Origin of the sequence: Nocardia sp. NPDC059236 (assembly GCF_042754085.1) — a bacterium.
Taxonomy (GTDB): domain Bacteria; phylum Actinomycetota; class Actinomycetes; order Mycobacteriales; family Mycobacteriaceae; genus Nocardia.
On record NZ_JBHZAF010000007.1, the window covers coordinates 105282 to 129804 of the forward strand.

Sequence of the window (24523 nt, forward strand, 5' to 3'; positions counted from 1 at the left end):
ATTCGGCCCCGGCGTGTAGACCAAGCGGTTGCTCAGGCATCATCCCCGCTGTTCGATCTCATCGGCGAACCCCACTGCGTACTCGTCCGCGAACCCCACGGCCCGCGGCCAGCTCTCCACCCGCCGGACCTCCGGGACCGGCGCGTCGGCGATCTCCAGGTCGTGCAGCTTCCGGGCGGTCACCATGACCCGCGACTCCACCGACGCCACGGTGTGGTTGTAGGCGTCGACCGCCTTGCCCAGCTGCGTGCCCAGCCGGTCCAGATGGCGGCCGGTGGTGCCGAGCCGGGTGTAGAGCTCACGGCCCAGCTGCTGGATCACCGCCATGTCCGCCGACAGCGCCTCCTGCCGCCAGCCCAGCGCGACCGTGCGCAGCAGGGCCATGAGTGTGGTGGGCGTCGCCAGGACCACATTGCGACCGAAGGCGTACTCGAGCAATCCGGAGTCGGTGGTGAGGGCCGCGTCCAGGAACGGATCGCCGGGCACGAACAGGACCACGAACTCGGGGGAGGGATCGAAGGCCGCCCAGTACTCCTTGGCCGCCAGCTGATCCACATGGTTGCGCAGATGCCGGGCGTGGCGGGCCAGGTGGCCCTCACGCTCGCGCGGGTCCTCGGTACCGGCGGCGTCCAGGAAGGCGGTGCAGGGCACCTTGGCGTCCACCACGATCTGGCGGCCGCCGGACAGGCGCACCACCAGATCCGGGCGCACCACGGTGTCGCCGCGGCGGGTGACCTGGGTGTCGAAATCGCAGTGCCGGGCCATGCCGGCCAGCTCGACCACACGCTCGAGCTGGATCTCGCCCCAGCGGCCGCGCACCTGGGGCGCGCGCAGCGCGGCCACCAACTGACCGGTCTGCGTGGACAACTGATGTGACATCCGCTGCATGCCTGCGACCTGTTCGCGCAGGCCGGAGTACGCGTTGATGCGGTTGTGCTCGACCTCGCGAATGTGGCGGTCGAGGCTGCCGACCGCCTCCCGCAGCGGATCGACCAGCGCGCCGATGGCGTGGGACTGCCGCCGGGCCGCGTCCTCGCTGGCCGCGCCGAGTGATTGCCGCAACAGCCGCTCGTTGTCCCGGATGGCCGCCAGCCGCGCCTCGGCCACCGCCGCCCGCTGTCCCGCCCGCGCGGCATGCCCGAGCCAGCCCAGGGCCAGCCCCGATACGAACACCAGCAGCAGCGCGAACAGCATCGGTGCGGTCATGGCCAGAGATAGTGCCGGAGACCACCGACAATTCCGCCTCTCCGGGACTTCAGCGGCGCGTCAGGTGCTGTCGCCGGTCTCATATCCGTGCCGGCGGTAGGGTGCCGAACCGATTCCGGTCGTACCCGGTGAGTTACCCCGACCGTTGCGAAATCAGTTGTCGCCCTGGCATACGCGCGGCGTGTTCGACGCGACTCGCGAGGGTGTCGCGCGGGTTGTCGGGGGGATCCAATAGCGTCTTGCGGCATGCGGATCCTGCACACCTCCGACTGGCATATCGGGCGCACCTTTCATGGCGTCGATCTGCTGGCCGATCAGGAGTGCTCGCTGCGGGCCGTCGCGGAATTGGTGGCGGCCGAGGGGGTGGACGTGGTCGTGCTGCCGGGGGATGTGTACGACCGTTCCATTCCCAGTGCGGATGCGATTGCGGTGTGCAATCGAGGATTCGAGGCAATTCGGGCGGCGGGGGCGACCATTGTCGCCACCTCCGGTAATCACGACTCGCCGACTCGGCTCGGTGCGCTCGGGAGTTTCGCAGCGGCGGGCGGATTGCATTTGCGCTGCCGGATCGCGGACGTGGCGCGGCCGATCGTGCTGTCCGATGAATTCGGCGACATTGCCTTCTACGGCATTCCCTATCTGGAGCCGGAGATCACCCGGGTGGAATTGGGCGTGCCGCAGGCGCGTTCGCACGCCGAGATATTGGATGCGGCCATGAGCCTGGTGCGCGCCGATCTCGCCGGGCGGGCGGGGGCGCGGTCGGTGGTGCTGGCGCATGCCTTCGTGGTGGGCGGCGAGGCCACCGGGTCGGAGCGGTCCATTTCGGTCGGGGGCGTGGAGACCGTGCCGCTGTCGGCCTTCGCCGGGATCGACTATGTGGCGCTCGGCCACCTGCACTCGCCGCAGACGCTGTCGGAGTCCGTCCGCTATTCGGGTTCGCCGCTGCCATATTCGTTCGGCGAGCGCTCGCATCGCAAGGCGGTCTGGATCGTGGACATCGACGGCGCGGGCCTGTCCGCCGTCCAGCGCCGCGAACTCCCGGTGGTGCGCGGCCTCTCGCAACTCACCGGGCCCCTGGAATCCCTCCTGGAAGCGCCGGAGCACGCCGAAGCCGAATCGCACTATGTCTCGGCCACCCTCACCGACGAGGCGCGCCCCGTGGACGCGCTGCGCCGCCTCCGCGAGCGTTTCCCGCACGCCGTCCACGTGGAATGGCAACGCCCCGAGGGCAACCCGGAACTCCGCTACCGCGAACGCGTGCACGGCCGCCGCGACACCGAGATAGCCCAGAGCTTCCTCGCCGACGTCCGCGGCACCCCCACCCCCGGCGAAATGACCTGGCTCGAACGCGCCCTCGCCGCCGCCACCCGCGAAACCGACGCTCCCCTACATCTTCCCGCCCCGGTCGAAACCGCCGCACCCGTTTCTCCGGCCGCTGTCGTCGCCGAGGATGTCGTGCCTGTCGGTGCTGCGTTGGGCGATCCGGCCGCCGTATCTGTCGAAGGGGCTGCGGCCGCCGCGGTTGCCGTCTCTGCCGAGGCTGCCGGGATTACCGAAGGCGGCGCACTGACAGCTGCTGTGCCGGCGGAGGCTGTCGTGACTGCGGAGGGCGCGTTGTTCGCCGTGCCCGATGATGCCGATGCGTCGGGTGCCGACGCCGGACATGGATCGGTGGGTGCCGATTCGGCGGGAGGCGGCGGGGCCGAGGTTGCGGCCCGGGTGGTGAGTGCGGCCGGGTTCGACGGGTCGGTGCGTGGGGTGGATGCGGCGGAGGCCGATGCGGCGCTCGGGCTGTTCGATCTGGGTGACTTCGGGTTGGAGCCGGGCGAATCGGGCGATGTGGCCGGCGGGATGACCGCATGAGCGTTGGGGCGCTGAGTGTTTCGGCGTGTCCCGCGGTGGGCGGCGGGTGCCGGGTAGTTGGATGGGGCGTGGCGTTGAGGGAAGGGGGCGCTGCGTGCGGCTGCATCGGTTGGAGCTGACGGCGTTCGGGCCGTTCGCCGAGACGGCCGTGGTCGACTTCGACGAGCTCGGTGCGGACGGGTTGTTCCTGCTGCACGGGCAGACGGGGGCGGGGAAGACCACGGTGCTGGACGCCATCGCGTTCGCGCTGTACGGGAGCGTGCCGGGGGCGCGTGGCGATATCAAGCGGCTGCATTCGGACCACGCCGACGAGCAGACGCCGCCCCGGGTGCTGCTGGAGGCCACGGTCGGTGGCCGGCGACTGCGCCTGAACCGGTCGGCGGAATTCCAGCGGCCGAGCAAGCGCGCCAAATCGGGCTGGGTGAAGGAGAACGCGGCCGCCACGCTGGAGTGGCTGGACGGGCGGGGCCAGAACCTGTCCCGCATTCCCGATATCGGCGACGAGGTGCTGCGCCTGCTGGGCATGAGCGCCGATCAGTTCTTCCAGGTCGTGCTGCTGCCGCAGGGTGATTTCGCGCGATTCCTGCGCGCCGACAACGAGGATCGCGAGAAGCTGCTCGAAAAGCTCTTCGACACCGAGCGTTTCGGCACCGCCGAGCAGTGGCTGGTCGAGAAGCGCCGCGCGAGCTCCGCCGATCTGGATGCCCGCAAGCACGGCATCGACCGTCTCATCGCCCAGGTCGGTACGGCCGCCGGCCTGCCCGCCACCGAGACGGCCGGGCTCCTCGAGTCGGTCGGCTGGTCGCAGTCGCTGCTGGCGGCCGCCCGCACCCTGGTGACCGAGACGGCCGCCGATCTGCGGCAGCGCCGGCAGGATTCGGCCGGTGTGCGTGCCGCCGCCGAAGCGGAGCGCCGCCGCCATGAGCTCTTCCGCCGCCGCACCGCGGCTCGCACCCAGCTGGCCGACTTCGCTGCCACCGCCGGCCACCGCGCCGCGCGTCAGTCCGAACTCGACCGGGCCCGCCGCGCCGAACCCGTCGCCACCGCCCTGGCCGAGGCCCGCGCCGCCGCCGTCACCCTGCGCCGCCGCACCGACGACGCCACCCGCGCCGCCGAGCGACTCGCCGACCGCCTCCTCGAACCGGCCAGCGCCGAGCTGTCCGGAACCACCTGGGCCGCAGCCGATCTCGCCGCCGCGGAACTCACCGGCACCGACCTCGCCGCCGACCTCGAAGACATCGACGCCAACGCAGGTCACGCTCGAGATCTCACCCTTCCCAGCCCGTTCGACGCCGTCGACTCCGACGCTGGTGACCGGACATACGACGGCAGCGGCGTCGAGGACGATGGATCGGCGATGCGCGAGGGCCGCGCCTCGGGGCTCGAGGCGGCTGTGCAGCGGTGGAGCGCACAGGTGGGCGCGCTCGATGAGGTTCGGGCGGATGCGGATTCGGCGACCCGGCTGACGCGGGAGCTGGCCGGGCTGCGGACCGAGCAGACCGATCTGGCTGCCCGGACCGGCAAGCTGGCTCAGCGGTTGCGGGAGCTGCCGGAAGCCGTTGCGGCGGTGGAGGTCCGGTTGCGCGACGCCGCGGATGCGGCGGCCGCACTGCCCGGACTGGAGGCCGAGTGCCAGCGGTTGCGCACCTCGGCCGCAGCCGCGGTGGAGTTGGAGCGGCGGCGCGGTGAACTGGCTGGGGCGGGAACCGCTTTCGAGCGGGCGCGGACCGGGCACGCCGAGGCGTGGCAGCATACGCAGGCACTGCGAGAGCAGCGCATGGCCGGGATGGCGGTGGAGCTGGCGGAGGGCCTGGCCGCGGGCGAGCCGTGCGCGGTGTGCGGGTCGCTCGCGCATCCGGATCCGGCGCGGCCGGCCGAGCATGCGGTGTCCAAGGCCGACGAGGACGCGGCGCTGGCCGCGGAGCGGAAGGCCGAGGCCGAGCGGGAGCGGGCCGGGCAGCGGGTCGCCGAGCTGGAGCGGGCGGTCGAGGTGCTGGTCGAGCGGGGCGGTGATGTGGACAAGGCGGAACTGGCCGCCGCACTGGACGATTCGACCCGGCGGTACACCGCGGCCAAGGGCATCGCGGGTCTCGTGGACGGGCTGACCGCCGAACTCGGCACGCTGCGCGCGGATCAGACCCGGCTGCAGGACGAGTCGCGGGAATGTGAAAGCCGGTCCAGTGCAACGACGGAGCGGATCGTCGCCAGCGATCGGCGGCTGGCCGAACTCACCGAGCGGCTGCGCGCGGCCGCCGGCGCCGACGGCACCGTCGACCGCCGCCGGGCCCGCCTGGCGGCGCTGGTCGAGGAGGCCACGGCGGTGCGGTCCGCACGTGTCGAGGCGGCAACTGCCCGCGAGCAGGTCGCGGTGGCCGCCGTCCGGGTCGAAAAGCTTTCCTACGACGCGGGTCTGGTGGATTCCGCGCCGCCGGTGATGGGGGAGTCGGGGCCGGACTACGGCGTGCTGGGCGAGTACGCCCGCGCGGTCGACGCCGCCTCCCGCAGCGCCGCGCAGCAGACGGCCATCGAGGACGAACTGGTGGCCGCCGACCGGGCTCGCGCGCACGCCGAGGCCGTGCTCGCCGAACCTGAGATCCAGTCGGCCGGGGAGGACGAACCCGGCGATCCGCGCGAGCTGGAAACCGCGGTGGCGCAGGCGGAATCGGAGCTGACCCGGGCCGTCGCCGCGAATGCCGAGGCGGACCGGCGGCTGGCGCAGCTGGAGGGCCTGTGCGCACAGCTGTCGGCGGCCGTCGATCGCATCGCCCCGCTCCAGCGCTCCCACGACGAGCTGGCCCGCCTGGCCGAGGTGGTGTCCGGCCGTGGCGAGAACAACCGCCGCATGTCCCTGCGCTCGTATGTGCTGGCCGCCCGCCTGGAGGAGGTGGCGCTGGCCGGTTCGGTGCGGCTGCGCCGGATGTCCGGCGGCCGTTACGAATTCGTCCACACCGATGCCGCGGGCCCGCGCGGCCGCCGCGGCGGCCTGGGCCTCGATATCCGTGACGACTACACCGGTGCGACCCGTCCGGCCAAAACCCTTTCCGGCGGCGAGACCTTCATGGCCTCCCTGGCCCTGGCCCTGGGTCTGGCCGACGTCGTGTCGGCCGAATCCGGCGGCCTGGTCATGGACACCCTCTTCATCGACGAGGGCTTCGGCAGCCTCGATGCCGACACCCTCGACGCCGTGATGGGCGTCCTGGACGAGCTCCGTTCCGGGGGCCGGGTGGTCGGCGTGGTGAGCCATGTGGACGAGATGCGCCAGCGCATCCCCAGTCGCCTGCACGTCATTCGCGGTCGCACCGGCTCCCGCCTCGAAACCTCGGTCGGCGCATAGGCTTTCGGCGGGGCGAAAGCCCGCACGGCAACGGCACCCGACACCCCCGGCCCGTCACGGCTCCAGGTCGATCACACCTTTGCCGCTCGAGATGTCGAACGGCACCGATACCTGATCGTGCGCGATCAACCAGTTGCCGTCGATCTTCCGCATGCCGTAGGTGACCCGGACCCACATACCGCTCGTCGCGGCCCCGTTCTTCAGCGTGCCGCTGAGACGAGCGAAGGCGTGCCCGAATGCCACATCATCGCCGACGGTGAACGTCAGATCGCGAACCTCATAGGTCACACTCTCGAAGAACAGGAAGACTTTCGCCCAGTTCTCGAGTTTCGCCGCTATCCCGACATGCTGGAGCGGCGGCTCGACATCGAAGGACACGACGTCGGGCGTGTACGCCTGTTTCAGGGCGTCGAGGTGCTTGGCTCGCAGTCCTTCGACCACCTTGTCGATGGTCCGGCGAATCTCGACTTCATCGGCCTCGATGCGGTCGGCGCGTGACTGAAAGTCGTTGGGTGTGGTCATGATCGACTCCTCAGGAATTGGCGAGCGTGGTTTCGGCGGCGGCGCGCAGGGGCGCGAGCGCACCACTCCAGGCGATGAGTTGATCCAGCGTCTTGGTCAGGGCGGCGGCATGATGGTCGCGAGGTGTGAAGGTGGTGAGGTCCTCGAAATCGGTGAGCACCGAGACCGCGACCTGATAGCCGACATCGGCCATGCCCAGCGTGCTGCAGACCACCCGCAGCTGCACCACGGCGCGGGCGCCGCCGGCCGTGCCGTAGGAGACGAATCCGACTGCCTTGTCGGTCCACTCCCAGAGCAGATGGTCGAGGGCGTTCTTCAGCACCCCGGGGGCGCCGCTGTTGTACTCCGGAGTGACGATCACGAAGCCGTCGAATCGGGCGATCCGTTCGGCCCAGGCGCGGGTGTGTGCATGCATCGACGGGCCGAACATCGGCGGCACAGGCTCGTCGAGATGCGGGAGCGGGTGGTCGCGCAGGTCGATCAGTTCGAACTCGGCGTCGCCGCGCTGCGCTGCCGAGTCCAGAACCCACTGGGCGACCTGTGGGCCTTTGCGGTTGGGCCGGGTACTGCCGAGGATGATGCCGATTCTGATCATTTCCGGAACTCCTGCTCTGCTGAAAACGTCATGACCCTCCGACGACACAGCTGTCCGGAATGTCAGGCCGCCTCACAAATCGGGTCGCTGATTCGTCGATTTCGGTGGGGTACGCACGAACCGAAGGAGCCGCACATGACCGACCCGCACCTGCCCGGGGTGATCGATGAACGCCGTCAGCTGATCAATCTCGCCTACCGGCTGCTCGGCTCCCTGTCCGAGGCCGAGGATGTGGTACAGGAGACCTACGCTCGCTGGTACGCGCTGTCCGAGCGGCAGCGGCGGGAGGTGGCGGCGCCCGGCGCGTGGTTGACGACGGTCGCCGGCCGGATCTGCCTCGATCTGCTCGGCTCGGCGCGCGCCAGGCGGGAACGCTATGTGGGCGAATGGATTCCGGAGCCGGTCCCCGACCGATCCGAATGGCTCGACGGTCCCGCCCCCGTCGATCCCGCCGACCGGGTCACCCTCGACGAGTCGATCAGCATGGCCTTCCTCGTCGTGCTGGATTCCATGACACCGGCAGAGCGGGTGTCGTTCATCCTGCACGACGTCTTCCGCTATTCCTTCGCCGAGGTCGCCGGCATCGTCGGGCGCACCCCCGCAGCCTGCCGCCAGCTCGCCTCCAGCGCCCGCCGCCGCATCGATACCTCGCGGAGCCCGTCGAGCGCTGTGCGCACCGAGGTGGTCCGGGATTTCAAACGGGCTTGGGAGACAAAGGATATCGAGGCCCTGATCGGCCTGCTCGATCCGCAGGTGATCGCCACGGCCGATGGCGGCGGCCTGGCACTATCCTTCCACGACCCGATCAACGGCGGTGAGCAGGTCGCTCACGCCTGGATGGAAATCGCCACCCGCGGCCCCGTGGTAACCCTGCTGGAGCGGACGGTGAACGGCCAGCCCGGCCTGGTCGCGCAGCTCGACGGCACCATCGTCTCGGTCTACGCGTTCGATATCGCAGACGGCCGGATCACCCGCATCTGGGTGATCCGGAACCCGGAGAAACTGCGGCCCTGGACGGCCGGCTGAACTGAACAGGGATCCGCAGGCTGTTCCGGCCGATTCGGTTATCGGCCCGCGAAGCGCACTTCGGCGCGGGCGCGCGCCTTGGCGGCCTCGACCTCGCGGTCCTTGGGTGGGGCGGTGGTGGTCAAGCCGTTCAGCAGGCGGGTGGTTGCCGCGGCGATCTCCGCCACCGCCAGGTCGAAGGCGTCCTGGTTGGCCTGGGACGGTTTGGTGCTTCCGCTGATCTTGCGGACGTACTGCAGGGCGGCCGCATACACCTCGTCCGGGGTGGCCGGCGGCTCGAAGTTGTGCAGGGTGTGAATGTTGCGGCACATGGCTGCCACGCTACGCCCGGGCACCGACGCGGCCCGGGCATGCTCGGGCGCGGACCCCGTGGGCGGGAGCCCTCAGGCCGACTCGTGGTCGAGCAGCCAGCGCTTGATCGGCAGGCCGTAGCGGAAGCCGCCGAGGCTGCCGTCGGTACGGATCACCCGGTGGCAGGGCACGAAGAGCGCGGCGGCATTGCGGGCGCAGGCATTGGCCGCCGCGCGGGTGGCGGCGGGCCGCCCGGAGATGGCCGCGAAGTCGGTGTAGGTGACGGGAGCTCCGGCCGGCACCTTGCGCAGGATCTCCCAGGCGTGGGTGAGGAACGGTCCGGAGACCTGGCGCACGGCGATGCCGTCGATGGCCGTGAGGTCCCCGGCGTGGTACTCGGTGACGGCTCGCGTGACCGCGCCGAGGGCGTCTCGTCCGCGCAGCGCGGCGGGCCGGATGCCGGGGTGGATGAGCGCCCGCAGTTCTTCCGGATCGTCGGTCCAGCCGGAGGCGAGGACCACCCCGTCGTCGTCCACGATGGCGGTGAACGGACCGGCGGGTGTCGCGACGGTGGCGTAATCGGCTGTGCCGACAGGGGTTTCGGAGCTCACTACGGGGTCCTCCGGTTGGCCTCGGCGGGGTGGGCGAGGGCGTGTTTCCACAGGTGCATGGTGAGGTAGGAGCGCCATGGCGACCAGCGGGCGGTATCGGCGAGGTCGATGCCGAGCAGTCCCGCGCCGCGGCGCACGACCAGGTCGGAGTGTAGGAGCACGTCCGGATCGGCGAGCAGGCGCATGGTGACGTAGTCCGCGGTCCAGGGTCCGACCCCGTCCAGGGCCAGCAGGTCGCGGCGCAGTTCACCGGCGGTGCGGCCGGGGTGCAGCACCAGGTCGCCGGTGGCGAGCGCCTTGGCCGCGCCGACGATGGCCTCGATGCGCCGGCTCGGCCCGGTCAGTACCTCGGAGCCGCGTTCGGCGATGGCCTCGGCGGTGGGGAACAGGTGTGGGATCGGCCCGGCGATGGTCTCGCCCAGGCCCTGTACCAGCCGCGCGGTGTGGGTATTGGCCGCGGCCACCGAGATCTGCTGCCCGATCATGGTGCGCAGCAACAGTTCCGGGCCGTCCAGGCAGCCGGGGACCCGGATGCCGGCGGGCAGCACGGCGCCCGGAAAGCCCGGGCGCGGTGGGCTTCCCGCCATGCCGGCGGCCATGGCCTCGTCGATCCCGATGGGATCGGCGTCCAGATCCAGGAGGTGCCTGATGCGGGCGACGGTCGGCGCGAGGTCGCGCATGTCCTGCAGCGACAGTGAGGCCCGCACGTGGCCGGGCTGGATGGACAGTCGAATCGTGGTGTGGCCGTGCGGTGTTCGCAGGCTGCGGCTGTAGACGCCCCTCTCCCACAGCTCCACGCCCGGGACGGTGTGGGCGGACAGGAACCATTCCAGCCACGACTTGTCCAACGGTTCGCGATAGGGGAGTCGCAGGGTGAGCAGCCCGTTGGTGGCCGGCAGCGTGTCGCCGTTGCGCCGCCGGGATTCCTCGCGCAGCGTGGTCGGGCTGACCGCGAACACCTCGCGCACGGTGTCGTTGAACTGCCGGATGCTGGCGAATCCGGCCGCGAACGCGATGTCCGACATGGGCAGCCGGGTGGTCTGGATCAGCAGCCGGGCGGTGTGCGCGCGGTGGGCGCGCGCCAGTGCCAGTGGGCCGGCGCCGAGCTCGCTGGTGAGTACCCGGGTGAGCTGACGCTGGGAGTAGCCGAGGGCATCGGCGAGGGCGGGCACGCCGCCGCGTTCGATGACGCCGTCGCCGATCAGGCGCATGGCGCGGGAGGCCAGGTCCGCGCGGGTGTTCCAGAGGGGCGAGCCGGGCGCGGCGTCGGGCAGGCACCGGCGGCAGGCGCGGAAGCCGTGCTGCTGTGCGGCGGCCGCGGTGGGCAGGAAGGTGACGTTGGTGCGTTTGGGGGTGATGGCCGGACAGGAAGGGCGGCAATAGATTCCGGTGGTGCGCACCGCGGTCACGAACTGCCCGTCGAACCGGGCGTCCCGGGTTGCCACGGCGCGGTAGCAACGCTCGAAATCCAAGTCGTTCGCACTCACGCATACCACCATGTCAGTCCCGGCCGACCTCTGCTAGCGGGTATCGGACATGGATGTTGGCGGAAAACCGCCACTCGTGTCAACAGCAGCGATTTGCGGGGTTCTTGGCGGCGGCCGCATGGCGATCGCGCCAATACTGGCGCTCGCTGGGAATCTCGCATCCCGGGTGCTGCAGTCGCAGGTGATCGACGTATCGGGCGTAATCGTTGCCGCCGAGGATCGAGTTGAACCACCAGGCAACGGCTTTCACGGCCCGGACGAGGGCGAGCCCCGCCCGCCGCAGCGGACCTGCGGCGAGCGGGGCTTCGGGGGTACTCATCGGCGCGTCAATGGCTGGCGACCGTGGCCGCGCCGGGCGCGCGGATCTTGCCCTCGGCGATCAGGGTGTCCCATTCCTGCTGGACCTCCTTCTCCGCCTTGGTGGCGAGGAAACCGCTGGGGCCGAAGATCTTCGACGGCACCTCCGGCGATTCGGTGGTCTCACTGCCGCCCTTGCGGATGGCGCGCAGGCAGACCCACACGCCGACCAGCGCCACGATCAGCACCATCACCGCGAACACGATGGAGAGCGTGCCCTGGACGAAGGTATTGCGGATGATCTTGTCCATATCGTGGATCTGCTGGTTCAGCGCGGCGACGTCCTTGACGCCCTTCGGCAGCTGCCCCGAATCGCGTGCGGCGATGTAGGCGTTCTGCTTGTCGATGGTGTTGTTGTGCAGCGTCCAGTAGCCGATCTTCGGGTCACCCGAGAAGATCTTCTGGAACGAGGCCGTCATGGTGACGATCAGGTCCCAGACCAGCGGAAGCGCCGGAATCCAGGCCCATTTCACGAGCCCCTTCTTGACCACGATCACCAGCACCACCGTCAGCGCGATCGCGGCCAGCAGCTGGTTGGAGATGCCGAACAGCGGGTACAGGGTGTTGATGCCGCCCAGCGGGTCGGTGACACCCATCAGCAGCACCGAACCCCACGCGGCCACGACCACGCCGGAGCAGATGAACACGCCCGGCCACCACGACGGATCCCGGAACTTCTTGGCCACGCCGCCCAGGTTGCCCAGCGAATCCGAGAGCATGAACCGCGCGACGCGGGTGCCCGCGTCGATGGTGGTGAGGATGAACAGCGCCTCGAACATGATGGCGAAGTGGTACCAGAACGCCTTGAGCGAGGTACCGCCGATGAACTTGTGCATCACCTCGGTCATGCCGATGGCGAGGGTGGGCGCGCCACCGGTGCGCGAGTAGACCCGGGACTCACCGACGCTCTGCGCCATGTCGTTCAGGTACTTCGCGTCGATCGGGCTGCCGCCCACACCGAGCTTGTTCACGCTGTCGGCCGCGGCCTGCGCGGAGGTGAGGCCGGGGCTGTTGATGGCGAAGTACAGGTGCTGATCCAGGATCGACGCCGCGATGATCGCCATGACCGCCACGAACGACTCCATCAGCATGCCGCCGTAGCCGATCATGCGCGCCTGCGACTGCTTCTCCAGCAGCTTCGGCGTGGTGCCCGAGGACACCAGCGAGTGGAAGCCGGACAGCGCACCGCAGGCGATGGTGATGAACAGGAACGGGAACAGGCTGCCCGCGAAGGACGGACCGTTGCTGTTGGACGCGAACTGGGAGACCGCGGGGGCCTGCAGCACCGGCATGGTGACCAGCACGCCGATGGCGAGCAGGCCGATGGTGCCGATCTTCATGAAGGTGGACAGGTAGTCGCGCGGAGCCAGCAGCAGCCACACCGGCAGCACCGAGGCGATGAAGCCGTAGATGATCAGCATCCAGGCGATGGTGGTACCGGACAGCGTGAACAGGTCGCGGCCCCAACCGGATTGGGACACCGGATTGCCGAGCAGAATCGCCGCCAGCAGCAGCACGAAGCCGAACAGCGACACCTCGCCGACCTTGCCGGGCCGGAAGAAGCGCAGGTACAGGCCCATGAACAGGGCGATCGGGATGGTCATCGAAATGGAGAACACACCCCACGGGCTGCCGCCCTCGAGCGCGCCGGTGGTCGGATTCTTGGTCGCGGCAAGGGCATTCACCACGACGATGCCCAGCACCGCGAGCAGGATCATCATGATCACCAGCACCGCGATGATGGCCGCGACCCCGCCGACCACGCCGAGCTCGTCGCGCGCCATCTGGCCCAGCGACCGGCCGCGGCGCTTCACCGAGGCCCACAGCATCAGGTAGTCCTGCACCGCACCGGCCAGCACCACGCCGACGATGATCCAGATGGTGCCGGGCAGATAGCCCATCTGCGCGGCCAGCACCGGGCCGACCAGCGGGCCGGCGCCCGCGATGGCGGCGAAGTGGTGGCCGAACAGGACCCGGCGGTCCATCGGCATGTAGTCCTTGCCGTTCTCCATTTCCTCGGCGGGAGTGGCGACATCATCGCGCGGCTTGGTGATCCGGTATTCGATGAGCCGGGCGTAGAACTGGTACGCGAGTACGTAAGTGCAGAGGGCGGCGATGACGATCCACACCGCGTTCACGTTCTCGCCGCGCATGAAAGCGAGGATGGCCCAGGCGATTGCGCCGATCACGGCGATGACGAGGAAGATGCCCTTCTTCGCGGGCGTCATGGGCGTCCGGTCCACGACACCTACCGGAGGTAGGTCGGGATCCGTCCGGAGGTATTCGATGGTCGCCATGCGACAACTCTCCCTGCGGTACTGCGGCTTCTAACTGAAATGGTCACAACGTAGCCCAACCGACATGCGAGTGAACCGGCTTCGACCAGCTGTTCACCTGGTGTGGTAGCGCCGGGTACGGGTGGCCCGGCGGACGCTGCGGCCGGCGCGCGGGGGTGGTGCGAGCCGGTCGGATTCCCGCGATTTCGCGTGTTTGCCGCGTGTCGCAGGTTGCTCCCCGTATGCTGCCATGCTGGTTCGAGATCTGCGTCACTGTGGTCCTTTAGTTCGTTTAGTTCACGGAGATATATCTTTGGCGAGCGAATGGGCGGCCCGGCCCGGCGGAATGGATCGGCGTAGCCTGCTGCGCTCGGCCGCGCTGGCGGCGCTGCTGGCCGCGGGCGGCTGCGCGGGTGGGGGCGACGACGCGGTCACCTTCTTCTTCCAGGCGCGGCCCGAGGAGGCCCGGGCGCGGCTGCGCATCATCGACGAATTCCACCGGCGGCGACCGGATATCAGGATCCGCACCATCATGTCCGGGCCCGATCCCCTGCAGCAGATGCTCACCTACTGCGCGGGCGGCAAATGCCCGGATGTGCTGATGGCGTGGGAGCTGCTCTACGCCGGGCTCGCCGATCGGGGTGTGCTGGTGGATCTGCGCGAATTCCTGGACCGGGAGCCGGATTACGCTGCCCGGCTGCGCGCCGACGGGTACGCGACACTGCGCGACACCTTCGTCTGGGACGGCGGGCAGTACGCGCTGCCGGAGCAGTGGTCGGGGGTGTTCCTCTACTACAACCGGAAGCTGTTCGCCGAGGCCGGGATTCGCCCGCCCGCCCGCTGGTCGGAGGCCTGGAGCTTCGCGGAGTTCCTGGCGGCCGCGCGGGCGCTCACCCACCGCGACGCCGGCGGGCGCACCGGGCAGTGGGGATTCGTGGACGCCTGGGTGCCCTACTTCTCGGCGGCCTGCTTCGGTATGAACAACGGCGTCGAATGGTTCAGTCCGCCGGTGCGGCCCACCAGCACCAATCTCGGGGATCCGCGGTTCGCGGCCGGGTTCCAGTTCTATGCCGACCTGGCCGTGCGGCATCGGGTCGCGCCCAGTGTCGGTGACCGGCAATCGGTTTCGGCGCAGGATCTGTTCCGCAGCGGGCGGGCCGCCATGCTCATGGGCGGGCACTGGCTGTACTCGGAGTTCACCGGGCACGACGACCTCGACTTCGATGTCACGGTGCTGCCGGTCGGGCCGGACGGGGGTCCGGGCGCGATCACCGATATCGGCAGCACCGGACTGGCCATCGCGGCGAGCAGTCCGCGGCGTGAACAGGCCTGGGAATTCGTGAAGTTCGCGACCGGGCCCGAGGGACAGGCCATTATCGCGGAGTCGGGTCTGTTCGTGCCGGTCCTGCGATCGGCCATGCAGTCACCGGGATTCGCCGCGGCTCACCCGACGCTGCGCAATCTCGAAGTCTTCACCGAGGGGCCGGAGAATTCGCGTCCGCTGGCCGTGACGCCCGTGTGGGGCAAGGTGGAAGCGCTGCTCGAACGTGGCTGCAATCGAGTGCTGCGGGGCGCGGCGACAGCGGACTCGCTGGGCGGACAGACCAGCGCCGATATCGATCAGCTACTGCGGGCGGCGGTATGAGGGGTGGGCCGGTGCTGGAGCGGCGGCGGGCGCGCGCCGGAAGGCTGTTCGTGGCACCGAATCTGGCCGCCATCCTGGTGTTCATGCTGTTCCCGCTGGGGTTTTCGCTGTATCTGAGCTTCCACTCCTGGGATCTGTTCAGCCCGCCGCGGTTCGTGGGTGTGGCGAACTATCGGCGGCTGTTCTCCGAGGACCCGCTGTTCTATATCGCCCTGCGGAATACGGCCGTGTTCACGATCCTGACGCTGGTGCCGACGGTGGCGGTCAGCCTCGCCGTCGCGGGACTGCTGAATCGGAAACTGCGCGGTGTCGGGGTGTTCCGGACCGTGGCATTCCTGCCGCTGGTGGCGTCGACCGTCGCCATGGCGGTGGTGTTCCGCTTCATCTTCGCCAGCGATGACGGGCTCGCCAATATTCTCCTGGGCTGGATCGGCCTCGGCCCGGTGCCGTGGCTGACCGATCCGCAGTGGGCCATGGTCTCGCTGAGCCTGGTGACGGTGTGGAAATCGGTGCCCTTCGCCACCGTCATCCTGCTCGCGGCCATGCAGGGCGTCCCCGAAAACCTGTACGAGGCAGCGAAAATCGACGGCGCGAACGCCTGGCGCCGTTTCCGCTCGATCACCATCCCGCTGATCCGCGGCGCGCTCTCCTTCGTCCTGGTCATCACCGTCATCAACTCGGTCCAGGCCTTCGACCAGGCCTATGCCCTGACCGGCAGCAACGGCGGCCCCGAGACCGGCACCTACGTCCTGGGAATCATGCTGTTCCAGAACGCCTTCCGCTTCTACGAGGTCGGCTACGCCTGCGCTCTGGCCTGGGTGATCTTCGCAATCCTGCTGGCCTTCACCCTGATCCAGCAATGGCTGGCCCGACGGTCCGAGGTGGGGCTTTGAGCCGCGGCGGAGTGGTGCGGCGCTTGGTCGCCGCGGCACTGACCTATCTGGCGTTGATCGTGGTGGCGTGGTGCGCGCTGACCCCGATCCTGTGGTCCGTCATGGCCTCCCTGAAGTCCGACGGTGAGCTGACCGACGCGGCGCCCCTGCCGTCGCACCCCCAATGGTCCAACTACCGAGAGGCTTTCGACGCCATCCCGCTCGGCCGCATGCTGCTCAACACCGTCGTCTACGCCGCCTGCGTGACCGCCGGCCAGGTCTTCTTCTGCTCTCTGGCCGGATACGCCTTCGCCCGCCTGCGTTTCGCCGGCCGCGAGGTGCTGTTCGTGGGCTACCTGGCCACCCTCATGGTCCCGCTCACCGTCACCGTCATCCCGCAGTTCCTGCTCATGCGGGCCTTCGGCTGGATGGACACCCCCTGGGCGATGATCGTTCCCGGTCTCTTCGGTAGCGCCTTCGGCACGTACCTGATGCGCCAGTTCTTCCGCACCCTCCCCATCGAATTGGAGGAGGCGGCCATTCTCGACGGCTGCACCCCGTGGCAGACCTATTGGCGAGTCCTGTTGCCGCACACCAAACCGGCGGTCATGGTGCTGGCGGTCCTCACCTGGATCACCGTCTGGAACGACTTCCTCTGGCCCCTGATCATGATTCAACGCAACGACTACGCGACCGCCACCCTGGGTCTCGTCCGGCTCCAGGGGCAGTACTCGACCAACTGGCCGCTGCTCATGGCCGCGGCCACGGTCATCCTGCTGCCACTGCTGCTGCTCTATGCGCTCGCTCAGCGCGCCTTCGTCCGCGGCATCGCCCTCTCCGGTCTGGGTGGCCGCTGATAGGCAGGACCGGTAGCTGGTCGAGCATGCGCTGGGCACATGCCCGACCCACCGGCTAGCCGACCCGTGCCGCTTCGCGGCTGAGGATCCGTTCGCGTTGTTCTTCGAACCGGATGACATCGCGACCGAGTTTCTCGAGGTACTGGTCGAGGTGTTCGCGACTGCGTTCGCCGCGCGCGGTGAAATCGGTGCGCGTGAAGACGTTCCAGATGCGCAGGACCGGCAACAGGACCTCGTCCAAGTGCTGGCGCAGATCGTAGATTCCGTGCTTGACCATCAGGACGCCGTTGCGACGCCAGTTCGGCATCCCGGTGCCCGGCATGGCGAAGGTATTCACGATCTTGGTCACCGACTCCATCGCCTGGTCGGGAGCGATGTCGAAGGCGGCACCGGTGATGTTGCGATAGAACATCATGTGCAGGTTCTCGTCGGCCGCAATGCGTTGCAGCATCCGGTCGGCGATCGGGTCGTCGCAGACCCTTCCGGTGCTGCGATGACTGACCCGGGTGGCCAACTCCTGGAAGGTCACGTACGCGACCTGATCGAGGACGCCGCCGAAGCCATCCGGCGCGTGGACGCCGCGGGTCAGGTGCACCATCCGGTCGTTCTCCAGCGCGACGGGGTCGACAGCGCGGGTGCACACCAGGTAGTCCCGCATGGCGATCGCGTGGCGGTTCTCCTCGGCGGTCCAGCGGCCGACCCAGGTGCCCCACGCGCCGTCCCGGGAGAAGTTCTCGGCGATCACCCGGTGGTAGGAGGGCAGGTTGTCCTCGGTCAGCAGGTTCGTGATCATCGCGACCCTGGCGACCTGGGAGAGCCGTGACTGCCCGGGCTCCCAATCGTCGCCACCCATGGCCGCGAAGTTGCGGCCCTCGCTCCAGGGCACATAGTCGTGCGGACACCAGTCCTTCGCCGTGGACAGATGCCGGTCGATATTGGCCGCGACAACCGGCTCCAATTCCGTCAGTAACTCGATTTGCGTCAAGTCCCTAGCCATACAGCGCCTTTCGGATTCGGTGGAAAAAACCACGGAACATACCGCTGTTCATGCATCGCTGACTGCGCGGCATCGCCGCGCCTATACCCTAGACGGACACGATGGGATTGGGGCGTATCCGGCCCCACCAGTCGAACCGCCGAGACGAATTTGCCGCATTTGTCACGACCATCACGCAATGCCACCGAGTAGTTCGACTACGGCGTGTACGCCGCCACGGCCGGCTACCTCACGTCCGCCTTCTTCCCGGGCTCGCTGGGCACCCTCGGCAACGGTGGCCACCCCGCCGGGCGGCCTGCGCCCGGTGCTGACCAATTACCGGCGCGAACTGCTCACCCTGATCGGCCTGGCCGCCTGCGCTTTCCTGCGCGAAACCGCCGGAACCTCATTGCACGGCACCGAGATCCCCGCCGCCGAGCGCACACCCGTCGCGAGCACGAGCCGCGAACTGCCCTCCCTCGGCGCGGAAGGTTGACGGCACGCCGGTGTGGGTAAAGAACCCAGCATCCGTCGTTGTCGACCACTGGGGGAAATGTGCCCGAACCTGACGGTCAACTCTCCGAAATCTCCACCACCGCTCCGACATTCGTGTTCGTTCACGGCTTGACGAGCAACAGTTTCTTCTGGACGCCTGTAGTGCGCGAACTGGCATTGCTCGGACACCGCAGCCTGCCGGTGGATCTGCCCGGCCACGGGCTCGACGCCTCGATACCGCTGTCATATCAGGCGCAGGACATTGCCGCATTCACCACCGGGCCGTCGCCGATGGCCGCAATCACCGTGCAGGACAATGTCACCCACGTCATCGATGTGGTGCGGCAGGTGCGGCGGCACGGCCCGGTGATCCTGGTCGGCCACAGCCTCGGCGGCATCACGATCGGTCTGGTCGGCAATGCCATACCCGAAGCCATTCACCGCATCGTCTACCTGTCCGCCTTCTGCCCGTCCACCCCGGACGCGCCCAGCGCCATGGCGCTGAGCCAGACTCCCGAAGCCTTGAAGGACGTCCCGATCCCGAATCCGGACCATTCACTGTTTCTCGGAATGGAGCCGGTATCCCGCGGCCTCATCCGATTCAACCTGCGTTCGGCCGATCCCGAAGCGCTCGAGGATTTCCGGGTGACCAATATGCCCGAGGCCACGGTCGAGCAGATGCTCCTGGTACTCAACTTCGGAATGCAGCCCGAGGACGGCGCACAAACCAATTTCGCCGACGCCCGGGTCGAGGCCGACACCTGGGGACGAATTCCCCACAGCTACATACGTCTCACCCGGGACAATGTCATCTCCGCGGCGTTGGCCACGAAAATGATCGACGACGCCGACCGCCTCACCCCGGACAATCCCTTCGATGTGCACAGCCTGGAGGCCGGGCATGCCGGTGTCATGTTCCGGGCTCGCGAACTGGCGGCCATCCTCGACCAGCTCGTCTGAACCGATGATGTAGGCCGCCAATTGGTTTCGTCTCGGCGGCGTCGCTCGCGCCGAGGCTGGCCAGGAGGCGGAGGTTGTCGTGGGCGGTCGTGCCGGGGGCGGCCGACTGCGTGACGAGTTCCGTTCCGGTGGCGTCGGGGAGCGCGAAGTTTTCCTGGTGCAGTTCCAGGTAGCCGACCAGGGGATGGTTGTACGCCTTGCGCCCGTGGGTGCGGCTACGGACGTCGGCGCGTGCCCAGAGGCGGCGGAAGCGTTCGCTGCGCATGGCGAGTTCGCCTATGAGAGAGGCCAGTTCGGAGTCGTCGGGGTGGCGGCCCGCCGACAAGCGCAGGTGGCCGACGGTGTCGAGCGTGCAGCCATCCCAGTCGGCGAACAGGGCGCGGCCTTCGTCGGACAGGAAGACGTGCCGCGCGATGTTCAATCCCTGCGCGCGGCGGCCGTACAGCAGATCGGCGTGCCGATTCGCGGCGAGCACCGTCATGCGGTGATCGATGAGGAACGCCGGGGCATCGGCGACGAGGCTCGTCCAGATACGGCCCAGACCTGTCGCCTGTGCGCAGACGCAGCCGCGATTCATTCGCTGAGCAGGAGGGCGGCGACGGCCTCCGGGGAACTCGGCATGTCGGTGGGTGGACCGAAAATGCCCAGTGGAAGCGGAGATTCGGCGGTTCTTGTGGTCGTGCGTCATCCGTCTGCGAGGCGCTGGATGGCGGCGCTCAGCCAGGCCTGGAGGTCGGCTGGGTCGCCGAGTTCGGATCGCAGGACGCGGCGGCGGGTCGAGACGCCGAGTACGAAGGCGTCGATCGCGGCGGCCCGGTTGTAGGCGTCCGCGTCGTCGAGGCCGCTGTCGCGCAGGTAGCGGTGCAGCGGCTCCAGTGAGTTCGTGTCGAGGAAGCCGGCCAGCGCCTCCGCGGCCTCCGGGCGCTCGCCGGACGCGCGTTGCAGGACGAGCAGCGGATCCTGTCCGGGCGCATCGAACCAGCGGTGGACGATCATCGCCGCGAGGCGCGCGCCCAGGGCGGAACGGTCGCCGTCGAAGGAGCTGGAGACCGGGATCTCCACCTGGGTGGCCGCCAGGAAAAGGCCGTCCTTGCCGCCGAAATAGCGCGTGATGAGGTTGGGTGACACGCCGGCCGCGTCGGCCACACCCTTGACCGTGATCGCCGCGTACCCGCGCTCGGCGAACTGGCGTTGCGCGTGCTCCAGGATCCGCTGACGGGTGGCAGCCGCATTGCGCAAACTCATGTGTATGAGGATACACATCATGTGTACGCTGATACACATGAGTGACGAGATGCGGGAACAACTCCGGCGGACGCGGCGCGTCACGACCCCGTGGAGCGACGACGAAACGCGCGGCATCACCGGCACCCGCCTCGACGAACTACTCGAACACTGGGCCGATGGATACGACTGGGACGTACATGAACGGCGTATCCGCGAATTCCCTTGGGTGACAGTGCGAACAGCCGACACCGATCTGCGTGTGATCCACCAGCGGTCCACCGATCCCGGCGCCCCGGTCGTCGTGCTGCTGCACGGCTGGCCGGACTCGGTGCTGCGGTTCGAACGCGTCCTGCCTCTGCTCACCGACATGCACGTGGTGGTTCCGGCGCTACCGGGCTTCCCGTTCGCGCCCCCGCTCACCACGCCCGGTATGTCGGTCAACCGGATCGCCGGCATCGTCGCGAACGCTCTCCATGAGCTCGGTTACTCGCGGTACACGGTCTCCGGCGGCGATGTGGGCGGCACGGTCGCAGAGATTCTTGCGGCCGAACACCCGGATCGCGTAGCGGCCCTGCACCTTACGAACATCGCCCCGCGGCGTGCGCTCACCGCGGATCCGGCGACACTCGCACCCGACGCGGCCGCCTACCTCGACCGCTCGGCGCAGTGGTTCCGCACCGACGGCGGATACATAGCGGAGCAGTCGACCCGGCCGAACACCCTCGCCGTCGCCCTCGGCGACTCACCCGCCGGACTCGCAGCGTGGCTTGTCGAGAAACTCGAGTCCTGGTCCGATAAATCGGCTTTCACCACCGACGAACTCCTCACATGGGTCACCGCCTACTGGGCCACCGGCACGATCGGCACCTCGTTCGCCACCTACGTCGAACCGGTCACCCTCCCCGCCCGCATCGACACCCCAACCGTGCTCTCGGTCTTCCCACACGACATCAAGCCCGAGCCACGAAGTTACGCCGAAGCCTTCCTGAACATTCGCGACTACGTGGAACACCGCGCCGGCGGCCACTTCGCGGCCTGGGAACAACCCGAGGCTTACGTCGGCGACATACGTCGCGCCATCGAGCTGGGCAGCTGAAACGACGCGTGCGAATGCTCCACCACTGCAACGCCACACGCCCACACACCTCCGGTCGGCAGTCGACACCGTGACCGGGTTGGTGGTGGGAGTTTCTCGGCGCGGCGGCTACGGGTCAGCTATCGGGCACTGAATAATGCTGTGGATGAGCGCGATCCGGTGGAATCGTCGATCGGTGTTGGCTTCGATGGCCGTGCTGTCGGCCGGGGCTGGGCTCGGCGGTCGAACCGCGATCGCGCGGGCGGCGGCGACCACGCGGTACACGATGACCGCGTTCACCAATAGCAGTGATACCGACCTGTACGTCTATGAATCCGAGGACGCGGCAAACTTCACGTTGCTGCGGGCCGGCGCCTACCGCCCGGCCGCCGGACTGGTGCGGGATCCCAGTTTGCTCCGGCACACCGACGGGGCCTACTACATCGCGTACACCACTGCCGGAGACGGTCACACCATCGGATTCGCCCGTAGCACCGACCGCCTCACCTGGACTCACCTGTCGGATTATCCGGTCCCGGTGCCGAGCGCCGAAGCTGCTTGGGCGCCAACATGGTTCGACCTCATTCCCGGATACGTCGGGGTGCTCGTCTCCATCTCGCAGGGGCATGGCTTCCGGCCCTATCTGATCGTCACGGCCGATCCGGCCCGGCCGGTGTGGAGCCCGCCGACTCCGCTCGCGGGGATCGGGCCGCAGCACCCGGGGCACCTCGGCTACATCGACACTGCCGTCGTCGCGCGCGACGGCAGCTACTACGCCTTCACGAAGAACGAATCGAGCAAGTACATCGAGCTTGCGGTCGCTACTACGCCGCTGGGGCCGTACCGGTTCATCGGCACCGGCGACTGGGCCGGCTGGGGTGCACCGCGGGAGGGCCACTGTGTGATCGAACTGCCCGACGGAGGGCACCGGATCTACTTCGACGCCTACACCGAGAAGAAGTACTTCTACAGCGACAGCCACGACGGATTCCACACCTGGACCGCACCCGTCGAGCTTCCAGGATTGTCCGGAACCGTCCGCCACGTCACGGTCCTGCCCGAACCTGCGGGCACCCAGTAGTTCTCACCACATTGGCAATCACTGCTGACTCATCGGTGAAGTTCACGGGTAGGTGGCGGCCGCGTAGCGGTGGGCGAGGGTGCGGATGTGGGTGACGAGTTCGGGCGGGTCGGTCACGCGGAAATCCATCATCAGCATGCTGAGGTAGATGGCGATGGTTTCCAGGCGGTCGGCTCCGGTCAGCAGGAGGCAGGAGGTGTCGTCGAGGGGTTCGACGACGCCGACTGTCGGGTTGATGCGGGCTATGACGGTTTCGGCGGGGGCCAGGACGGTGACGCGGGCGTGGACTTGCCAACCGGTGGAGGCTATTTCGCGCAGGACGAAGGCGACGAGGTCGGAGTCGGGGAGTGGGCGTGGGGCGAAATGGCGGGTGCCGGTGAGGATTTCGGTGATCGACGCCACCGGGAGTGCCTGCCAGGAGTGGGAATCGAGACTGTAGGCGACCAGGTACCAGCGGCGTTGCCAGCTGATCAACCGGTAGGGCTCGAGTTCGGTGGCGTCGGCGCGCAGGGTGGTGGTGGCGCGGATGGCGGTGGCGAGGGTGGCGAGGGTTTCGGCGGAGACGGGGGCGTCGGGTTCCCGGGATCCGGTGACGGCGGGGCCGATGTCCGTGACGGAACGCAATACGGTGACCTTGCGTTGCAGGCGTTTCGGGAGGATGCGGTCCATCTTCGCCTGGGCGCGTTCGAGATTGGCGTGGATGTCGGCGATGCCGGTGCTGCCGTCGGCGGCCACGTTCATGGCGACGGCCACCGCAACGGCCTCGTCGTCGTCGAGCAGCAACGGGGGCATGGTGGCGCCCTGGCCGAGGCGGTAGCCGCCGACCGGGCCGCGGGCGGCGTGCACCGGGTAGCCGAGTTCGCGCAGGCGCGCGATGTCCTGGCGGAGGGTGCGGTCGGTGACAGAGAGTCGTTCGGCCAGTTCACGGCCGGTGAGGGTGCGCTCCTGGAGCAGGGACAGCAGGCGCAGCAAACGGGTTGCGGTGGAGGTCACACAGCACCCTTCCATCCGGCCGGATAATTAGGAAGAAAACCAGCCTAATCGGGTCATACCTTTATCTCAACGGATCGAAACGACCTGAGAGGCAAGAACAATGAGCGCCAACCCGCAGACCGGCAACTCGCCCGCCACCGTCCTCGCCCCGGCCTGGCGCGAGGTCCTCGCGGCGTCGCACCGCGCGCTCGCCGAGGTCGTGGCCGGTGTGGGCGCGGACCAGTGGGACAACCCCACCCCGTGCTCGGAATGGACTGTGACACAGGTGGTTCAGCACGCGGCCGGTGATCAGCTGGCCTACGCCAAGTTCCTCGGCATCGGTGACGGCCCGGCCTACAACCCGTTCGAGCCCTCCGGTCACATCGACGGCGGTGCGGTCGAATTGGTCTCCGCCGCAATCGAACCCACCGCCACCGCCTGGGCCACCGTCACCGACGCCACCGACACCGTGCCCACCCCGCTGCCGCACGGCGAGCTCCCCACCCCGGTGGCCGCGGTCATGTGCGCGCTCGACGCCGCGGTGCACGCCTGGGACATCGCCATCGGCACCGGGCAGCCCTCGCCGCTCACCGACGAACTGGCCGGACACCTGCTCACCGCCGCCCGTGGCCTCGTCGAGCCGCTGCGTGACTACGGCGTCTTCGCGCCCGTCGTCACCGAACTGCCCGCGACCGGCACCCCGGTGGCGAACGAACTGCTGGCCTACCTCGGCCGCAACCCGCGGGCCTGACGGACCGGCCCCGGACCTGCGGTGACGGAGCGGGCCGCCGGTCC

22 protein-coding genes and 1 pseudogene are annotated in these 24523 nt (G+C 68.7%); 11 read left to right on the plus strand and 12 right to left on the minus strand.

Annotated features, from left to right (window positions below):
• Positions 1 to 39: 39 nt before the first annotated feature.
• Positions 40 to 1206 carry a DNA recombination protein RmuC gene (locus ACFXIV_RS19800; RefSeq protein ID WP_379393817.1) on the minus strand — a complete coding sequence of 389 codons (1167 nt, stop codon included), beginning with the start codon at positions 1204 to 1206 and terminating at the stop codon, positions 40 to 42.
• 246 nt (positions 1207 to 1452) lie between these two features.
• Here ACFXIV_RS19800 and ACFXIV_RS19805 point away from each other — a divergent pair.
• Positions 1453 to 2589 (plus strand): annotated as a pseudogene (locus ACFXIV_RS19805) (exonuclease SbcCD subunit D); the annotation flags it as partial.
• A gap of 574 nt (positions 2590 to 3163) precedes the next feature.
• Positions 3164 to 6403 (plus strand): AAA family ATPase, encoded by a 3240-nt coding sequence (locus tag ACFXIV_RS19810; protein WP_379393819.1) that lies wholly within the window; start codon positions 3164 to 3166, stop codon positions 6401 to 6403.
• Between the two features lie 54 nt (positions 6404 to 6457).
• On the opposite strand, the gene ACFXIV_RS19815 is transcribed toward ACFXIV_RS19810, so the two are convergent.
• Entirely contained in the window at positions 6458 to 6925 is a 468-nt protein-coding gene (locus ACFXIV_RS19815; protein ID WP_379393821.1) for a YybH family protein, read from the minus strand.
• Between the two features lie 10 nt (positions 6926 to 6935).
• Positions 6936 to 7520 carry an NADPH-dependent FMN reductase gene (locus ACFXIV_RS19820; RefSeq protein WP_379393823.1) on the minus strand — a complete coding sequence of 195 codons (585 nt, stop codon included), beginning with the start codon at positions 7518 to 7520 and terminating at the stop codon, positions 6936 to 6938.
• Between the two features lie 135 nt (positions 7521 to 7655).
• Here ACFXIV_RS19820 and sigJ point away from each other — a divergent pair, with 135 nt between their 5' ends.
• Positions 7656 to 8546, plus strand: coding sequence for an RNA polymerase sigma factor SigJ (gene sigJ / locus ACFXIV_RS19825; protein ID WP_379393825.1), 891 nt, complete (start codon positions 7656 to 7658; stop codon positions 8544 to 8546).
• Between the two features lie 38 nt (positions 8547 to 8584).
• Here sigJ and ACFXIV_RS19830 read toward each other — a convergent pair whose 3' ends face one another.
• The 5 genes from ACFXIV_RS19830 to ACFXIV_RS19850 form a co-directional block, all read right to left on the minus strand.
• Positions 8585 to 8857: a DUF2277 domain-containing protein gene (locus tag ACFXIV_RS19830; RefSeq protein ID WP_379393827.1), complete on the minus strand. Its 273-nt coding sequence runs from the start codon at positions 8855 to 8857 to the stop codon at positions 8585 to 8587.
• A gap of 72 nt (positions 8858 to 8929) precedes the next feature.
• Positions 8930 to 9448 carry a methylated-DNA--[protein]-cysteine S-methyltransferase gene (locus ACFXIV_RS19835; protein WP_379393829.1) on the minus strand — a complete coding sequence of 173 codons (519 nt, stop codon included), beginning with the start codon at positions 9446 to 9448 and terminating at the stop codon, positions 8930 to 8932.
• Positions 9448 to 10947: a DNA-3-methyladenine glycosylase 2 family protein gene (locus tag ACFXIV_RS19840; RefSeq protein ID WP_379393831.1), complete on the minus strand. Its 1500-nt coding sequence runs from the start codon at positions 10945 to 10947 to the stop codon at positions 9448 to 9450. Before ACFXIV_RS19840 ends, ACFXIV_RS19835 begins: the two co-directional genes overlap by 1 nt.
• A 67-nt stretch (positions 10948 to 11014) precedes the next feature.
• The gene (locus ACFXIV_RS19845; protein ID WP_379380002.1) at positions 11015 to 11254 is read right to left on the minus strand and encodes a YbdD/YjiX family protein; all 240 of its coding nucleotides are present in this window, start codon (positions 11252 to 11254) and stop codon (positions 11015 to 11017) included.
• A 7-nt stretch (positions 11255 to 11261) separates the two neighbouring features.
• On the minus strand, positions 11262 to 13589 hold the full coding sequence (locus ACFXIV_RS19850) for a carbon starvation CstA family protein (protein WP_379393833.1): 2328 nt from the start codon (positions 13587 to 13589) through the stop codon (positions 11262 to 11264).
• Between the two features lie 325 nt (positions 13590 to 13914).
• On the opposite strand from ACFXIV_RS19850, the gene ACFXIV_RS19855 reads away from it, so the two are divergent.
• Genes ACFXIV_RS19855 through ACFXIV_RS19865 form a run of 3 tightly spaced genes read left to right on the plus strand, consistent with a single transcriptional unit; the run spans position 13915 to position 16942 of the window.
• Positions 13915 to 15213: an ABC transporter substrate-binding protein gene (locus tag ACFXIV_RS19855; RefSeq protein WP_379394337.1), complete on the plus strand. Its 1299-nt coding sequence runs from the start codon at positions 13915 to 13917 to the stop codon at positions 15211 to 15213.
• Positions 15210 to 16106, plus strand: a complete 897-nt coding sequence (locus ACFXIV_RS19860; RefSeq protein WP_379393835.1) for a carbohydrate ABC transporter permease — start codon at positions 15210 to 15212, stop codon at positions 16104 to 16106. The genes ACFXIV_RS19855 and ACFXIV_RS19860 overlap by 4 nt, the downstream gene beginning before the upstream one ends.
• Positions 16103 to 16942, plus strand: coding sequence for a carbohydrate ABC transporter permease (locus tag ACFXIV_RS19865; protein WP_379393837.1), 840 nt, complete (start codon positions 16103 to 16105; stop codon positions 16940 to 16942). The genes ACFXIV_RS19860 and ACFXIV_RS19865 overlap by 4 nt, the downstream gene beginning before the upstream one ends.
• Positions 16943 to 16997: 55 nt before the next feature.
• Here the strand turns inward: ACFXIV_RS19865 and ACFXIV_RS19870 are convergent, their stop codons facing one another.
• Complete coding sequence (locus ACFXIV_RS19870; RefSeq protein WP_379393839.1) at positions 16998 to 17939, minus strand: acyl-ACP desaturase; 942 nt, start codon at positions 17937 to 17939, stop codon at positions 16998 to 17000.
• 274 nt (positions 17940 to 18213) lie between these two features.
• Between ACFXIV_RS19870 and ACFXIV_RS19875 the strand changes: the two genes are divergently transcribed.
• Both ACFXIV_RS19875 and ACFXIV_RS19880 read left to right on the plus strand, forming a co-directional pair.
• A complete protein-coding gene (locus ACFXIV_RS19875; RefSeq protein ID WP_379394385.1) occupies positions 18214 to 18414 on the plus strand; it encodes a hypothetical protein in 201 nt (66 codons plus the stop codon).
• A gap of 113 nt (positions 18415 to 18527) precedes the next feature.
• Positions 18528 to 19373 (plus strand): alpha/beta fold hydrolase, encoded by an 846-nt coding sequence (locus ACFXIV_RS19880; protein ID WP_379394339.1) that lies wholly within the window; start codon positions 18528 to 18530, stop codon positions 19371 to 19373.
• Here ACFXIV_RS19880 and ACFXIV_RS19885 read toward each other — a convergent pair.
• Together ACFXIV_RS19885 and ACFXIV_RS19890 are read right to left on the minus strand one after the other, a co-directional pair.
• The gene (locus tag ACFXIV_RS19885; protein ID WP_379421301.1) at positions 19324 to 20061 is read right to left on the minus strand and encodes a hypothetical protein; all 738 of its coding nucleotides are present in this window, start codon (positions 20059 to 20061) and stop codon (positions 19324 to 19326) included. The two genes, ACFXIV_RS19880 and ACFXIV_RS19885, sit on opposite strands and share 50 nt — an antisense overlap.
• Positions 20058 to 20618 carry a TetR/AcrR family transcriptional regulator gene (locus ACFXIV_RS19890; RefSeq protein WP_379393843.1) on the minus strand — a complete coding sequence of 187 codons (561 nt, stop codon included), beginning with the start codon at positions 20616 to 20618 and terminating at the stop codon, positions 20058 to 20060. Before ACFXIV_RS19890 ends, ACFXIV_RS19885 begins: the two co-directional genes overlap by 4 nt.
• Positions 20619 to 20655: 37 nt before the next feature.
• On the opposite strand from ACFXIV_RS19890, the gene ACFXIV_RS19895 reads away from it, so the two are divergent.
• Together ACFXIV_RS19895 and ACFXIV_RS19900 are read left to right on the plus strand one after the other, a co-directional pair.
• Positions 20656 to 21696, plus strand: a complete 1041-nt coding sequence (locus ACFXIV_RS19895) for an epoxide hydrolase family protein (protein ID WP_379393845.1) — start codon at positions 20656 to 20658, stop codon at positions 21694 to 21696.
• Positions 21697 to 21841: 145 nt separating this feature from the next.
• Positions 21842 to 22756: a hypothetical protein gene (locus ACFXIV_RS19900; protein ID WP_379393847.1), complete on the plus strand. Its 915-nt coding sequence runs from the start codon at positions 21842 to 21844 to the stop codon at positions 22754 to 22756.
• Positions 22757 to 22798: 42 nt separating this feature from the next.
• Here the strand turns inward: ACFXIV_RS19900 and ACFXIV_RS19905 are convergent, their stop codons facing one another.
• Positions 22799 to 23749 carry a helix-turn-helix transcriptional regulator gene (locus ACFXIV_RS19905; protein WP_379393849.1) on the minus strand — a complete coding sequence of 317 codons (951 nt, stop codon included), beginning with the start codon at positions 23747 to 23749 and terminating at the stop codon, positions 22799 to 22801.
• Positions 23750 to 23849: 100 nt separating this feature from the next.
• On the opposite strand from ACFXIV_RS19905, the gene ACFXIV_RS19910 reads away from it, so the two are divergent.
• On the plus strand, positions 23850 to 24479 hold the full coding sequence (locus tag ACFXIV_RS19910; RefSeq protein WP_379393851.1) for a TIGR03086 family metal-binding protein: 630 nt from the start codon (positions 23850 to 23852) through the stop codon (positions 24477 to 24479).
• Positions 24480 to 24523 lie beyond the last annotated feature (44 nt).